14 protein-coding genes are annotated in these 15,510 nt (G+C 37.7%); 5 read left to right on the forward strand and 9 right to left on the reverse strand.

The genetic code is table 11. The annotated features are described in order from the left end of the window. Complete coding sequence (locus C0T34_RS13635; protein ID WP_098941047.1) at positions 1 to 2,337, reverse strand: molybdopterin-dependent oxidoreductase; 2,337 nt, start codon at positions 2,335 to 2,337, stop codon at positions 1 to 3. Positions 2,338 to 2,568: 231 nt separating this feature from the next. Between C0T34_RS13635 and C0T34_RS13640 the strand changes: the two genes are divergently transcribed. Further along, positions 2,569 to 3,258 (forward strand): helix-turn-helix domain-containing protein, encoded by a 690-nt coding sequence (locus tag C0T34_RS13640; protein ID WP_109850315.1) that lies wholly within the window; start codon positions 2,569 to 2,571, stop codon positions 3,256 to 3,258. A gap of 64 nt (positions 3,259 to 3,322) precedes the next feature. Here the strand turns inward: C0T34_RS13640 and efeB are convergent, their stop codons facing one another. From efeB to C0T34_RS13670, 6 genes are all read right to left on the reverse strand, one after another. Next, positions 3,323 to 4,588, reverse strand: a complete 1,266-nt coding sequence (gene efeB, locus C0T34_RS13645; protein WP_109850316.1) for an iron uptake transporter deferrochelatase/peroxidase subunit — start codon at positions 4,586 to 4,588, stop codon at positions 3,323 to 3,325. Further along, positions 4,578 to 5,501, reverse strand: a complete 924-nt coding sequence (locus C0T34_RS13650) for an EfeM/EfeO family lipoprotein (protein ID WP_098941044.1) — start codon at positions 5,499 to 5,501, stop codon at positions 4,578 to 4,580. The genes efeB and C0T34_RS13650 overlap by 11 nt, the downstream gene beginning before the upstream one ends. Next, on the reverse strand, positions 5,491 to 6,327 hold the full coding sequence (locus C0T34_RS13655; protein WP_109850317.1) for an FTR1 family protein: 837 nt from the start codon (positions 6,325 to 6,327) through the stop codon (positions 5,491 to 5,493). The genes C0T34_RS13650 and C0T34_RS13655 overlap by 11 nt, the downstream gene beginning before the upstream one ends. 2 nt (positions 6,328 to 6,329) lie before the next feature. Beyond that, on the reverse strand, positions 6,330 to 6,677 hold the full coding sequence (locus tag C0T34_RS13660) for a cupredoxin domain-containing protein (protein ID WP_098941042.1): 348 nt from the start codon (positions 6,675 to 6,677) through the stop codon (positions 6,330 to 6,332). A 68-nt stretch (positions 6,678 to 6,745) separates the two neighbouring features. Continuing rightward, complete coding sequence (locus tag C0T34_RS13665) at positions 6,746 to 7,303, reverse strand: iron transporter (protein ID WP_098941041.1); 558 nt, start codon at positions 7,301 to 7,303, stop codon at positions 6,746 to 6,748. A gap of 303 nt (positions 7,304 to 7,606) precedes the next feature. Further along, on the reverse strand, positions 7,607 to 7,894 hold the full coding sequence (locus tag C0T34_RS13670; RefSeq protein ID WP_072063612.1) for a helix-turn-helix transcriptional regulator: 288 nt from the start codon (positions 7,892 to 7,894) through the stop codon (positions 7,607 to 7,609). A 602-nt stretch (positions 7,895 to 8,496) separates the two neighbouring features. Here C0T34_RS13670 and gss point away from each other — a divergent pair. Both gss and C0T34_RS13680 read left to right on the forward strand, forming a co-directional pair. Further along, complete coding sequence (gene gss, locus C0T34_RS13675) at positions 8,497 to 10,374, forward strand: bifunctional glutathionylspermidine amidase/synthase (RefSeq protein WP_109850318.1); 1,878 nt, start codon at positions 8,497 to 8,499, stop codon at positions 10,372 to 10,374. An 89-nt stretch (positions 10,375 to 10,463) separates the two neighbouring features. Beyond that, positions 10,464 to 10,817 (forward strand): hypothetical protein, encoded by a 354-nt coding sequence (locus C0T34_RS13680; RefSeq protein ID WP_098941039.1) that lies wholly within the window; start codon positions 10,464 to 10,466, stop codon positions 10,815 to 10,817. A gap of 79 nt (positions 10,818 to 10,896) precedes the next feature. Here the strand turns inward: C0T34_RS13680 and C0T34_RS13685 are convergent, their stop codons facing one another. Then, complete coding sequence (locus C0T34_RS13685) at positions 10,897 to 11,553, reverse strand: hypothetical protein (protein WP_109850320.1); 657 nt, start codon at positions 11,551 to 11,553, stop codon at positions 10,897 to 10,899. A gap of 18 nt (positions 11,554 to 11,571) precedes the next feature. Continuing rightward, complete coding sequence (gene dsdC, locus C0T34_RS13690) at positions 11,572 to 12,516, reverse strand: DNA-binding transcriptional regulator DsdC (protein ID WP_098941037.1); 945 nt, start codon at positions 12,514 to 12,516, stop codon at positions 11,572 to 11,574. 223 nt (positions 12,517 to 12,739) lie between these two features. Here dsdC and dsdX point away from each other — a divergent pair, with 223 nt between their 5' ends. After that, the gene (dsdX, locus tag C0T34_RS13695) at positions 12,740 to 14,077 is read left to right on the forward strand and encodes a D-serine transporter DsdX (RefSeq protein WP_109850321.1); all 1,338 of its coding nucleotides are present in this window, start codon (positions 12,740 to 12,742) and stop codon (positions 14,075 to 14,077) included. A 12-nt stretch (positions 14,078 to 14,089) separates the two neighbouring features. Next, positions 14,090 to 15,418 (forward strand): D-serine ammonia-lyase, encoded by a 1,329-nt coding sequence (locus C0T34_RS13700; RefSeq protein ID WP_098941035.1) that lies wholly within the window; start codon positions 14,090 to 14,092, stop codon positions 15,416 to 15,418. Positions 15,419 to 15,510: the final 92 nt, after the last annotated feature.

The following is a 15,510-nucleotide window of genomic DNA, read 5'->3' on the forward strand; positions in this document are numbered from 1 at the left end:
TCATGCCTCCCGTCTTACGTTAACTAAGGTGCTATTACAGCAATGACCATTACCTAAAGGTTCTACGTGATCATTGGTGACATGGCTACTACTTCCGCCTTGTTGCTCCCACCATCCATTATCCAATGAGATAACACCTTGCTTAATATGAGTGGTCACAACGGCAATAGCGCGGTGCTCACCTCGATCATTAAACGCGATAGCCCATTCACCATCTTTAATACCGCGAGCTAAGGCATCATTAGGATGGATAAGAATATTAGGCTGATTGCGTTGTACTTCTAAGATCCACTCATTCATACCATGACTGGAGTGAACACTACGGGCTAGTTTGCGTTGTACCGCCATCAGAGGATACTTTTTGGCAAGTTCAGGTGAGCCTTTTGTCGATTCTTTTACTGGGTAATAGGTGACAATAGGGGAGAAGTTTTTGCCCTGCCACTCTTCAATAAAGAAGTGCGCTTTTTTCGTTGAAGTACGGAAAATACCATCTTTAAATGGGACCCAATCACCTTCAACTGGGCGTACTGGGCCTTTTTCAAGCATTTCACGAGTAATGCCAGAACCTTTGAGACAAGCATCAATATAATGTTCAATCGGCTGATTAAAGACTTCACCGAAGCCAAAACGTTCAGCAAGACGAGCAAAGATCCAGTAATCAGGTTTTGCTTCTCCCGGTGGCTCAACAGCTTTTTCCATTAATTGTACATATTGGCTACGAACCCCTGCCATTAAGCTGGTATCTTCAAAAATAGTAGTAACAGGAAGTACGAGATCAGCATAAAGTGCCGTGGATGACATCAAGTTATCAGCGACAACAACAAAAGGAACTTTTTTCAGTGCATTACGCACCATATTGGTGTTAGGAAGTTGCGTCATTACACCCATAGTCATGATCCACCAAAAGTTAATTGGGTGTGGTCTTTCATTGACAATCCAATCACCGACTTTTGCAACAGGGATAGGTTTGATGGGTTTTGCATTCGGTGCTGGTGGAATAATTGGGCTAAATTTCGCCATTTGACGAGCTCCACCCGCATCACAAATTCCAGCGCCTTTTTTACCGATATTGCCGGTTAATAAAGCGAGATAAAACTGGCTTGCAGCAACATAAGCACCGAACTCCGTTCGTTGAGCACCAGACATATTTTGCACAATCATTGCCGGTTTGGTGGTGGCATAATCGCGTGCTAAACGAATAATCGTTTCTTTTGGAATATCCGTTTCTTGGCTCGTTTTTTCGATCGTCCAAGGCTGTGCTTGTTGATAAATTTGCTCAAAGACAGTCATGTAATCAGCATTAGCTGGCAGTTCATCATGAGTTAACGCAGGAACAATATTGGGTGTTTCATGGTGAACAAGTTGCTGGCTCAGGGTATCAAAAACCAGATAGCTATCTTGGTCATCATCAGATTGGCGTAATAGTTTTTGCTGTGCGTTAACAAGATAAACAGCACCCGTATGTGCACGTAAAAAAAGTTTATCAGTGAGATTTTCTTCAATGATAATTTTGATCATACCTAATGCAAGAGCAGTATCTGTACCGGGTACAATTGGGATCCATTCATCGGCTTTAGCAGCAGTTTCATTAAAGCGAGGATCAATAACTACCATTCTGGCGCCGTTTCGACGAGCTTGATTGTAGTTTTTAAAATATGCTTGCATGGTGACAGCAGGGTTATTGCCCCAGCAAAGAATATAACGACTATCTTTTACAGTATCACGAGTATCGGCATAGCGCAGACCTACCATTGGGATCATTGCTGCTGTTACGGCGGAGCAGCATAAAGAGCCTGCTTGTTTTGTTGACCCTCCCAAGTAATCGAAAAATGCTTTACCCATATCATTTTTAATCGAGTCCATATTGCCCGCATGAGTAGAGATAAATATCCCCTCATTGCCAAACTTATCAATGGTTTCTCTGATATTTTTTTCAATAAGATCAAGCGCTTCATCCCAACTAATTGGCTTAAATTCTGCTTTCCCTTTTTCGCCAACACGTAATAAAGGTGTGGTGAGACGATCTTTATGATATACCCACTTAGTTCGGCTCATTCCACGCAAACAGCATTTCACATTAAAGCCATCAGAGGCTTCAACTTTGATCAGTTTCCCCTTATGTGTAAAAGCTGTTAGGTTACAGTGCAAACATTCCATCGCACAGGTTGAACGAAAGGTTTTATACTCGGATAATTTGATCCGTGGTTTCTGGTTAAATATGGGTTTATTTTCATTAACTAGACTGAACGCGTTAGGAGAAAGAGCTGCCACGCCAATGGCGCCCATTCCTTTTAACAATGTTCTTCTATTTAATTCCCATTTTTGATTTTTAGACATAGACATTCTCACGCACAAGAAAAGTTAACTATATATAAACTCAATTCATATATAGTTAACCTTGAGTTAGATCATCTAAAAATAGACAAAGAAAATAATCGATAGAAAATGATTAAAAAACCCTATTTAAAATAAGGTTTCAGTGAAATAAACTAGTAAAAATGACAAAAAAAGAATAATGGGATATCGTCATAAAATAAAGTAAATAACGAATAGGTGTAGGAAAAATAAATGCAGAATTCTCAAGGAGTTAACTCGGTTGATATCGCTATTACCATTCTTGAATTTATTGCTTCGAATGGAGGTATTGCCCGATCGTCAGATATTGCAAAAGCCTGTTCGCTTTCAAAAAGTCGCTTACATAAGTACTTAGTTTCACTTTGTCGCTCTGAAATGCTGTATCAAGAGAGTGAAGGAAGCCAGTATTGTTTGGGCAGTAAAATTCTTTTTTTAGCACAGGCGACGCCAAAGCCACAATCCTTCGTAGATGAGATTAATCAGTTATTATGTGAATTTAGAGATGAACATAATATGTCTACAGGACTGGTGATTTCTCAAGGTAATCAACTGTTTTTAACTCGTTACAACCGTAGCTTTAAACATGTTGATATCGATTTTTTACCAGATACTCCTGTTCCTCATAAAGTTAGTGCAGCGGGTGCTGTTTTTGCCACTTTTAGTGATTTAAAAATTGAAGCCGATTTATCACAAAAGCAGCGAAATACTATTCGCCAACAAGGTTTTGCTATTCGTCATGAACCGGCAGAAGGCATTCCAGGCGCACAATCTATTTCATGCCCTGTACTTAATAAAAAAGGGGAAATGGTAGCGGCAGTATTGACGATGGGATTTATTGAACCTGAAGGGCAAATGGAACTGGGCAATGCATTAAAAGCAAAAATGGCGCATTTCTCCCGCTAATTTGCTAAAGGCGTTATTTAGGCACTTTTGCAGAAAAAGCAAAGTGCCTAAAATCGTGCATTGATTAATCAAATAGCCCTTTCGCCAGAATATCACCTTCTTGAGATATACCGGGTAACACGAAGTAATATCCACCACCAAAAGGTTTGATATAACGTTCTAAGGGTTCACCATCTAAACGTTTTTGCGTATCAATAAAGCCTTTTTTAAGGTTATTTTGAAACGAGATAAAAATCAGCCCCATATCTAGTTGACCCGAAGGTGTTAATCCTAATGAGTAGCTATAACTACGTCGACGTAGTTTGGCACTATAGCGTTCTGGACTTCTTGGTTCAGCTCGTCGCATATGAGAATCAAATAGCACTCTGTCACCGTGAGGATCTTTTTCAAATTGGGGATCGTCCATCTCCTGCTTCATACCTATTGGCGCACCGGTTGAGCGATAGCGTCCAAAGTTATTTTCTTGATCTTCAAGAGGCGTTCTATCCCAAAATTCCAAAGCAAAACGAATAAGGCGAACTGCTTGATAACTTCCACCTAGACACCACTGTGGCTCTTTTTGTTTTTCAGTGATCCATACAAGAGAGTCCATCAAACTATTATCTGAAGAAGGTGCGTTACCAGAGCCATCTTTAAAGCCAAAAAGATTAATCGGCGTTTGTCGATTATCGATATCACGAGCAGGAAGAAAACCATCGATTTTCCATACAGCATAAACCTTCCCGGACAGGTGTTTTAAAATATCTCTTAACGCATAAATCACGCTTTCTTGGCTATTCGCACACAATTGCAGTAATAGATCGCCACCGCACCATTTAGGATCGAGTCGGTCATTAGGAAAGGGTTTCATTGGCTCTAAGCGCTTAGGTTTCTTAGCTTGAAAACCAAAACGACTATCAAAGAAACTATCGCCTAAAGCGACGGTGACGGTTAATTCATCAGGGTGTAACTGTGTTCCTAAAATACCTGATTCAGCAGGAGGAAGGTGTGGATCCACTCTTTGCTGAAGTTCTCTAGGTTGCGTTAAAAATGCAATTCGTTGCGTCAGTGTTGTGAATATTTTTTTCACATCATCGGTGCTTGTTACTGTCAGATTAAGTGCAATAAATGAGGCATTTTTTTGTTCTGGTGTAATAACGCCCGCTTGATGTTGACCTAAATAAGCAATAGCGCGTTGATAACGCGAGGTAGATGAAGTTTCTGGTTTTTCTATTGCTTTAGCTCCCATACTGGCGAGTAATAAGCTTCCACCTAGCCACTTTAACGTTGTACGTTTATTGAGATTAACAGGATTTTTTGATAGCAATTTAAAGAGAGTTTTATTTTTCATCACTTGCTTCTTTATAGTGATAGTAAACATCAATATTGAGCGTGCTACGTAAGTTCGCTACTTGCTCTGCTAATTGTGTCACTTGAGAAAAAAGCCAACTTTTTTCTGTTTCAGGAAGCGCCGTTAAAGGTTGGAATAGACCTTCATCGCGCTGATATTTTAAAAGTAGAGCACCAATATCGTCATATTGTTTGATAAGCGATTGATATTCAGCCGTTGGAATATGATGAGATAAGATCTCTACGATTAGGCGCGATCCAGATAAATTGGCATAACTATCACCCAGATCGCTGTTTGAATATTGATTTTCAATACCAGCGAGTTTGTCAGTCAAAATAAACTCTAGGTTATCACCCGCAGATTGAACCAATTTAGGAATAGGAATATCTTCAATTGCGACACGTTTTTTTAAGTCACTAATGTCTCTTAAAAGGGCTTTTGCCGACTCTGTCGCTTTTTGAGGATCTCTTAATTTAAACAGTTGATATTCAACTAAATGAAATCCTGAAAAACGAGGTGAATTTTCTCTTTCAAGAAAGAAATCAGCCCGATTATTTAATAAACGTTCGCTTGACCCAAAAAGAGCGATAATAGGGCGAATAACCTCATAATAATAATGCGCTTGTTGATAAGCATTTTGCGCATTAATAAGCTGATTTTTTTCACTATTCTCGATTAATTTATCGAGCGATTTTTCAACTAGTGTTAATTGCTCAACGGCTTTTTCTCGATAACTTAAAATATCAGTTTCGAACTTTTTAGGAGTCGGGATATCCCCTTTGGCAATAACGATGTTTTCACTATCTTGAATAATGCCCTGAATAATTTTTTCGGCATAAACAGGAAAAGAAAATAACAAGATAAATAGAAAAGCGGTGAGCTTTTTACTTTTCAATTTTGCATTATTTAGCATGGCGAGAACCTCGCTTAAATAACAGTGCGACAACCGCCCAATAGGCAATAAATGTCACCACGCTTAAGCCAATAGGTTGAGAGCGATAAGCAAAAAACGAAACTAAAAAATTACCAAAAACACTGGAATCATCAAGAATATGGCTAATATCCCAAAGTGGATAAATAAAGAAATCAGGTAATTCAAAATCCATCTCAATCAGTAGATTTGCAATTTCTTCTACTGCTTTTAATAACAGAGAAACAGCTAGAAAGAGTAATAAAAAACCGGTTACGGTAAAGAAATAGCGCCATGAAATCACTTTTGAAGTCAGCAGAAATAACCACAGTGTGAATGCTGCGACAACTAAGCCAATAAAGACTTCAATAAAGAAAGGCAGTGCTGTTTGTGTATTGAGGGTCATTATATGGCTAGAAAGGAATACCACCACTTCACTGCCTTCTCTGGCAATCGCAATGGCTATAATCAATAAAATACCCCACGCACTTTGTTGCTGTGTTTTTTGGGTGAGTTCATTTTCTATATTTGCTTTTAATGATTTTCCTTGTCCATTCATCCAATAAACCATCTGTACAATAAGCACACAGGCGAGAATTTCCATTGTGAGCATAAATAGAGATTGCCACATGTCTTCTAGCGAGCTAAATACACCATAAATACTCAGCGCTAGAATAACGGCAAGAAATAGCCCAAATATCACGCCACCCCACAAGTATTTCATACCTTGTTGTGGTGTTGGTGAACGTTTTATCCATGCATAAATAATACCTATTACTAATAGCGCTTCAAAACTTTCTCGCCAAACAACAAACAGAACTTGTCCCATATTTACTCTGCCTTTTCAGTTGCAACAATTTCACCTTGAGGGTGAGAAAGGTGAAAATCATCAAAGAAGGTGTAACGACCCGGTTTTAGTGGTGCGATTACAACGACAGAATTTGCGCCCGGTGCTAATACTTTTTCTTTTCTTAGCTGTGTACTTTCAAATTCAACAGGGCTAGTGCCTGTATTACGAATTTTTATTCTTATCGGTTTTTTGGCGGGAACTTCAAGTACTTGTGGGATAAGTTCACCATCTTTCATTTCTAATTCAACAGTGTATTTCTCTGTTGCAAAAACAGAGTATGTCACCATTAGCAGTAGTAATAATGTGTATTTAGAGAGAGTTTTGATCATCAGCATTTCACTTAAAAAAGAGAAAAAGGACAAATCCAAATGATTGGATTTGTCCTTTTTCAAGCTAATTAGTAACTACCTTTACGGCCTGTACCGCTATAGGTGAAATCCCACGACACTTCAAAGGGTTCAAACCAAGGTGCAACGCCAGTTTCTTTATCAATATGGCGACCAAAAGCGATATCTTTGTTGTATGAAGGCGGGTAAATCTTATAGGTCACGTTATATTGACCATTTCCATCCAGCTTCAGGTTTTCACCATAGTGAGGGCCATCATTGGCAACCATTGCCATAAATGTGCCTTGCTGTTTTTTCGCAGGTGCATCAGATTTTGTTACGGTGTACTCAATGGTGAGGTAGGGTATCCAATCGCCTTCAGCAAATCCATTCGGATTATCTTCTGTGGCATGAATATCTGCTTCTAAATGGATATCTGCTTTATCAGCCGCTAAGTGATTCATCGCATGATGACCTTCTTCAGTATCCATGGTGATAGGTTGGAGATAAACCCCTTGAATTTCCATACCATTTTTAAGAATAGGGTGACCAACTGGATACTCAACGGCTAATGCAGATGCAGAAAGAAATGAGAGTGCAGAGAGAGAGAGCGCATAGCGATATTTCATGTTTAACCCTTATTATTGAATGATAATTGTTATTATTCTTAATAAGATTAACATAGTTTGTATTAGAAATAGGAGATAATCTGTACGAAAAATATCGCTTAATTTGGTGGGGAAATCAGTGAAAATAGTACTAACATTTTCTTTTATAAAAGAAAAAAATTTGTTGTTCTAAAATAAATATATGAAAGGAATTAATAATTCTAAGTAATAATACCCAATAAAATCATCTAATTAAGAACGATATATGGAAATCTTATTTATCTTAATGAGAAGATAAAACAGAAGATTTCCATACCTAGAATATTAAATTTGACTTTGAGCACTCCAAAACTGTTTGGACTGTGTCAATGCCACAGCAGAAACTTGCTCTTCATTTGGTGGTAGGAAAAATGCAGGAGTGACTTTTAGCTCTTGTGCAATATGAAAGAGCATATCAACATCAATCTTACATAGCCCATTCTCATAACGTGAAAATTGTTGCTGGCTAATACCGACTCGTTCAGCGACAACCTTTGCTGACAAGCGAAGTTGCTGGCGTTGTTTACGAATTTTATGCCCAATAATTTGAGAAATGGGATAAATCTTTGACATTAGTGACCTCATTCTTCCTATCAACCACCAATAATATCCAATAAATTGAATATCAAGTTTCCGTGATGGATCTTCAAAATATACAAGCACTCCGGCTTGAATGAGTAAAATCCATACTAATGTGTTATCGGTTAATTGGGTGAATTATTTATACCCATCATGTTATAAGATGATATTAATTTTCATTAAACTATTTTGATATCCTTCTTATTTCCAGCAGGATTGTCGAGAATTTTTTGATAAACAGTGCTATATATTGTCTAAACACCATTTTATCTGCTATTTGTGCTCGCATTTGTGATTAATAAAGAGTAAATAATGAGGCTATAACAAGAAAGATAAAACCCTCTTTGACTGTGTTTATACTCGAAAATACCTTTTATGCCTTTTTATAATGGGTTATTTTTGAGTTTTTTTTTATATCGTCGAGATTTCCTTTCTTAAACCCGTGTTAAATTCAAACAACTATCCTCACTTTATTGAAATTTATAAAATTACATTCACATCTAATAGGCTACGGCGTTAAGATTGTTAACTATAATACTTAGGCAAGATTATAAGTGTTGCAGGGTAATTATCTATTTATCGTCAAGGTCGAGATTATGAATGTAAAAGATATCATTCGTCATGAACCATTTGGAACATTGTTAGGCTATGCGCCTGGTGGTGTCGCGATTTACTCTTCAGATTACAGCAGTATTGATAAAGAAGACTATGCCGCTAATGATTCATTCCGTAGTTATATTGGTAATGAATATATGGGGCACAAGTGGCAGTGTGTTGAGTTCGCTCGCCGTTTTCTCTATTTGCATTATGGGGCTGTATTTACTGATGTGGGAATGGCTTATGAGATCTTCTCACTGCGTTTTCTACGTAAAACGATAGATGATGATATATTGCCATTACAAGCCTTCGCGAATGGTAGCAAACAACCCCCAGCAGTGGGTGCTTTGCTGATTTGGCAAGAAGGTGGTGAGTTTAAAGTAACTGGGCATGTCGCTGTTATTACTGAAGTGCTTGAAGATAAGATCCGTATTGCAGAACAAAATGTTATCCACACTCGATTGCCAGCAGGGCAACAGTGGACAAGGGAATTACCTCTTAAAGTGACGGATAACGGCTACTTTATTCAAGATACTTTTAATAATACAACGCTATTAGGTTGGATGATCCAAACAGAGCCTAATGTCTATAGCCTTCCTCAACCTAAAATTGCGCCAGAACTGTTAAATATTCATGCCGAAAAGCTTGATAATAAAGGCCAATTCGATGGTAAGTGGTTAGATGAAAGCTCGCCTCTAGAAAAAGCCTATGTCCTTGCACAACACGGCCATATTATTAATCAAGATAGCTATGAATATTTCACCATCTCAGAAAGTGCAGAGCAGGAGCTTATTCGCGCAAGTAATGAAATGCATTTGATGTATCTACATGCAACTGAAAAAGTGTTAAAAGACGATAAGTTACTGCGTTTATTCGATATCCCTGAAGTGTTGTGGCCTCGTATCCGTTTATCATGGCAAAACAGACGTCATCAAATGATCACGGGACGATTAGATTTTTGCATGGATGAGCGCGGTGTCAAAGTTTATGAATATAATGCTGACTCTGCCTCTTGCCATACAGAAGCGGGTTTAGTTATCGAAAAATGGGCACAGAAAGGTGGAATTAAAGATGGTTTTAACCCTGGTGAACGTTTACTGGATGCATTAGCAGATGCTTGGAAACACTGTGATGCGAAACCTTTTGTGCATATTCTTCAAGATGATGATAGCGAAGAAGATTATCATGCTCTGTTTATGCAACAATCGCTGACTCAAGCAGGTTATAACAGTAAAATTCTACGTGGACTAGATGAGCTTCATTGGAATAGTCGTGGTCAATTAATTGATGCAGACAAACGTGTCGTTGAATGTGTCTGGAAAACATGGGCTTGGGAAACGGCGTTAGACCAATTAAGAGAAGAGAGTGAGCAACAAGCACTGATCCCTATTCGCACAGGACATCCTGAAGATGAAGTACGTTTAGTTGATGTGCTTTTACGTCCTGAAATTACAGTTTTTGAGCCTCTTTGGACATTAATTCCTAGTAATAAAGCCATTTTGCCGGTTTTATGGCAATTATTCCCTGATAACCCTTATTTATTAGATACTGATTTCACGGTGACGCCTCGTCTTGCACAAAGTGGTTATGCAATTAAACCTATTGCTGGGCGTTGTGGTAGTAATATTGGTTTAGTGGATCATAAAGAGAATGTCTTAGATGAAACCAATGGCCAATTTGATCATCAAGAAAATATTTACCAAGAACTATGGTGCTTACCAAAAGTGGCAAATCGTTATATCCAAGTTTGCACCTTTACTGTTGGTGGGCATTATGGTGGTTGTTGTTTACGTTCAGACCCAACTCTGGTGATTAAAAAAGAGAGTGATATTGAGCCTTTAATAGTGGTTGAAGATAAACACTTTTTAGCTAAATAAGATCATAGACGTTAAGAATGAAGAAATAATAGACCCGCCTAATAGGCGGGTTTATTGTAAAAATAACGAGATCCTTAGTGAAAAATAGAATGATACAAAAATTTGAAACGCTTAGTGAGTTATTAGCATCGCTTTCAACACTTGAATCTAATGAGTGGATTTATACGGAAATTACAACTTGGGATCGTGATCCTGATCAGGCAACTTTTTATTACATTCCTTGGGATTATCTTCAAGAATTACCTGATGATGAGATTTACCTTGATGATGAAGATCTGGAAATGCCAAAAGTTGTTGAAGATAAAAATTTACGGGGCTGGATGGTCGTTTGTGATTTAGTGTTATTTTATCAAACCCAACAAGCTCAACAAAAAAACTTGCAGTGGGTCATTGAAGAAATTAACCATTATCGTGAGTATGATGCCTTTCGGTGTTTGAGTTAGATTTTATTCTTAGTAATAAAATATCAAATCATTAACTATAATGATTTGATAATTAATGATTTGATTTATGATTTTTATTTTAATAAAGAATATTTTCAATATTGAGCCAATCATTGGCATAATGATCTGTCATTAATAAAAAACATTCGGCAATAGCGCGATTGAGTGATTTATGTTCAACAGTGTCTTTTTCTACTGAAGTGACAGACCATACTTTGTTTTCTTGATGATAAGAGCATGCCATTTCACAATCTTCTAATAAAGAAAGCGCATCATCGGCATTTTTGAGTAAATCGAATGATGCACCATCGGGATCTAAAGAGCTCCAAACTTTTTCGGTTTCTGTATCAAATTCGATTTCATAACCATAACGACGATAGATAGCGGTTAGGTTTATTTGAAAATCCGTATAGTGACTATAACGATGAATGGAAGGCTGGTAAGTATCAGGCTCTTGAGCTTTTCGATTATTTTTATAGTCTTGAATTTGTTTCTCGCGAGCTTGTGCGCGTTGATAGCCCTCGTTGCCAAATTCTAAAATACGTGCTTTGCGATGAACGTTACTAAAATCCAGCACCGCAGCCCCATAATAAAGTCCTTCTTCTGTTTTCACATCCAGTAAATCAACGAGGATATAACGTTTATTTTCTGTGATATTTTCTTTATTCGTGATCGTTAGCCCTGCATATTCTGCAATAGCAATAATTTGTTGTGTTGAAAAGGTCATCTCTTTCATCGGATTTTCCTTAAAAAATTAAATGCTTTCCTTGATTTGTTTTTTCAGCCATTGAATGAAAAGTTGTACTTTAGCATTATTTTTTTCATTTCGAGTGACAAGGTAATAACGCTGAGCACAAAAAAGCTCACTATTATCAAAAGGAATAATTAATTCTTTATTAGCCAATTGTTTTTGTACTAAACGCTTTCTTCCCATTGCCACCCCTGAGTGGTTCACAGCAGCAATAACAGCAAGATCAGAACGGTCAAAACAGATATTGCTACGATTAGGAAAAAGTGAAAGCCCCATATATTCACTCCAAGCTCGCCATTCGTCAAAATCAGAGTTATTACTCCACGCTTGTCTATCATGTAGCAATGTGCAATTAGAAAGATGATGAATATTGCCGACAAGCTCATGCCTTTTCGCATATTCGGGACTGCATACAGGAATAATAGATTCTGAAATTAAATCTTCACAATAAAGGTTTTGTAGCTGCTTATCATCGAAATAGATTGCGAGATCAATACCATAACCTCGAAAGTTAATATCATCATTTCCTGTGAGTAGATTTAATTCAATGGATGGATACCGTTCAGTAAAATCTGAAATACGAGGGACTAACCAACATTGAGCAATAGAAGGGCGAGAATAAACAGTGAGAACACCGGAGACTTCTTGATTATGAATATCCAAAATCTCTTGGTTAATATCTTCTAGTGTTTTTTTAAGTGCCCAATAAATACGCTCTCCTTCTTCTGTCAACTCAATTCGGCGATGAAATCGGTTAAATAGCTTAATGCCTAGCTCTTCTTCCAATGTATTAATACGGTGGCTAATGGCACTGGGGGTTAATGATAGCTCTTCTGCCGCTAAAGCGAATGAAAGATGACGACCTGTTGCTTCAAAAGTGTGAAGTCTTGCTAATTGATAACTGGATAATCGTTTATTTCTTAAAATCACGTTAGAAGATTCAAACATTCTTTTATTCTCGTTTTGTTATTAATAGTAACGTAGGTTAACAATCAAGCTAATATTAAGATGAAATACCATGCTACCACTCGTCATAATGTGATTATTTGTGCTTTTGATCACTTATTTGAGTTAATTGAGTTCATCTTAGTGTAAATTTTCATCATTTGTAAGTACCGAATGATTAATATTCAATATGATTAACAATAAATAAAATATTTGGGATGGATATATGGATTCAACGTTATGGGTGCTAGGTACTCTTATAATTAGTATCTTGCTCATTGTTTTTACTATAATAAAACTTAAGTTTCACCCGTTTTTAGCCTTACTATTGGCAAGCTTCTTTGTGGGTACTGCAATGAAGATGAATCCTTTAGAAATGGTAAATGCGATTGAAAATGGTATTGGTGGTACGTTAGGATTTTTAGCGGCAATTATTGGTTTAGGCACTATTCTTGGTAAGATGATGGAAATATCAGGTGCCGCAGAACGCATTGGTATTACATTACAAAAATGCCGTTGGTTATCTCTAGACGTTATTATGGTATTGGTTGGTCTTATTTGTGGTATTACACTCTTTGTTGAAGTGGGTGTGGTATTACTTATTCCTCTTGCTTTCTCAATTGCGAAAAAAACAAATACATCATTATTAAAATTAGCTATCCCATTATGTACAGCATTAATGGCTGTTCACTGTATTGTTCCTCCTCATCCTGCTGCTCTATTCGTAACAAATGAATTAGGAGCAGATATGGGAACCGTTATTGTTGCAGGTCTTGCGGTAGGCTTAGCTGCATCTTTAGTCGGTGGTCCTCTATTCTTAAAAATGTTAGGCGAGCACTTACCATTTAAAACCGTACCTGAAGAATTTTCTGATATGGAAATTCGTGAAGAAAAAGATTTGCCTTCATTAGGTTCTACTCTGTTTACGGTCTTATTACCTATTGTTCTGATGCTGATAAAAACAGCAGCCGAATTAAATATGACTAAAGGTACATCGGTTTATACCGCATTACAGTTTATTGGTAACCCAATTACTGCGATGTTTATTGCTGCCTTTGTTGCTTATTATGTGTTAGGTATTCGCCGTAATATGGGCATGAATACTTTATTAAAGAAAACAGAAGATAGCTTTAGCTCTATTGCCAACATCTTATTAATTATTGGTGCGGGTGGTGCTTTTAACGGCATTTTAAAAGGTAGTGGTTTAAGTGAATCTTTAGCGTTAATTCTTTCTAACTTGGATATGCATCCAATTTTATTGGCTTGGTTAGTCGCCATTATCCTTCATGCCGCTGTTGGTTCTGCAACTGTTGCAATGATGGGCGCTACTGCAATTGTTGCACCATTAATGCCTTTATACCCAGACATTAGCCCTGAAATTATTACATTAGCAATTGGTTCAGGTGCTATTGGTTGTACCATCGTCACAGACTCACTGTTTTGGTTAGTGAAACAGTATTGTAATGCAACTTTAAGTGAAACTTTTCGTTTTTACAGTGTCGCGACCTTTATTGCCTCCTTTGTCGCATTAGGCGGTACATTTATGCTTTCTTTTGTCATATAAAAGAGAACGACTATGAACCATATAGATATAAATAAATTAAAAAGTAATTTTCCACTAGTTAATGACTTAGTGGACTTAAAAGAAGTGGTTTGGTTTAACCCAAAAGTGACCACCACTGACCAGGGACTTCCATATGTTGGTTTAACGCAAGATGACGTAATTGACGCACAAGCACGGTTACAACGTTTTGCACCTTATTTAGCTAAAGCATTTCCAGAAACAGCGGTTACTAAAGGAATCATCGAATCAGAAGTGGTTGATATTCCTAAGATGAAAGTTGCTCTTGAAAAGCGTTATAACACCTCCATTAGCGGTCAATTGCGTTTGAAAAAGGACAGTCATCTGCCTATTTCAGGTTCAATTAAAGCTCGCGGTGGAATTTATGAAGTACTGACTCATGCTGAGAAATTGGCAATCAATGCGGGATTATTAAGTACAGATGATAATTATGAAAAATTATTTTCTGATAAATTCCGTGAGTTCTTTAGCCAATATAGTATCGCGGTAGGTTCTACAGGCAACTTAGGTATGTCTATTGGGATCATGAGTGCGAAATTAGGCTTTAGTGTGAGTGTTCATATGTCTGCTGATGCACGTCAGTGGAAGAAAGATAAATTACGCTCTCATGGCGTGAATGTTGTTGAATATGAACAAGATTACAGTATCGCGGTAGAAGAGGGGCGTAAAGAAGCAGAGAAGGACCCTAACTGTTTCTTCATCGATGACGAAAACTCAAAAACATTATTCTTGGGTTATGCGGTAGCGGGATTACGTTTAAAACGCCAATTTGAAGAACAAGGTGTTCGTGTTGATAGTGAACATCCTCTGTTTGTTTATCTGCCTTGTGGTGTTGGTGGTGGTCCTGGTGGTGTTGCTTTTGGGCTGAAACTGGCATTTGGTGATGCAGTACACTGCTTATTTGCAGAGCCAACGCATTCACCTTGTATGTTATTGGGCGTTTATACCCAATTACATGAAGGTATCTCTGTACAAGAGATTGGTATCGATAACGTCACTGCCGCTGATGGTCTTGCCGTTGGTCGTGCATCAGGCTTCGTAGGTCGTGCCATGGAGCGCTTAATTGATGGTTATTACACTATTGATGACCAAGAGCTTTATGACTTACTCAGTTTATTAAATAAAGAAGAAGGAATTAAGTTAGAACCTTCGGCTTTAGCTGGAATGGCTGGTGCTATACATGTCACTCAAGCTAGAGATTATCTGCAAGGCTTATCACTGGACAGTCAAAAAATGCAAAATGCAACGCATTTAGTGTGGGCGACGGGTGGTGGTATGGTTCCTGCGGATGAAATGCAAAAATATCTCGCTCAAGGAAAATAGAGTGTAGAACGGGTGCTATCAGCTTTTGTTCTGATAGCATCTTAAAAAATAAAGGGAGTAGTACAAGTATCTCTAATCATTATCTAAAACAA

Source organism: Proteus sp. CA142267 (assembly GCF_003336825.1).
Taxonomy (GTDB): Bacteria; Pseudomonadota; Gammaproteobacteria; order Enterobacterales; family Enterobacteriaceae; genus Proteus; species Proteus terrae.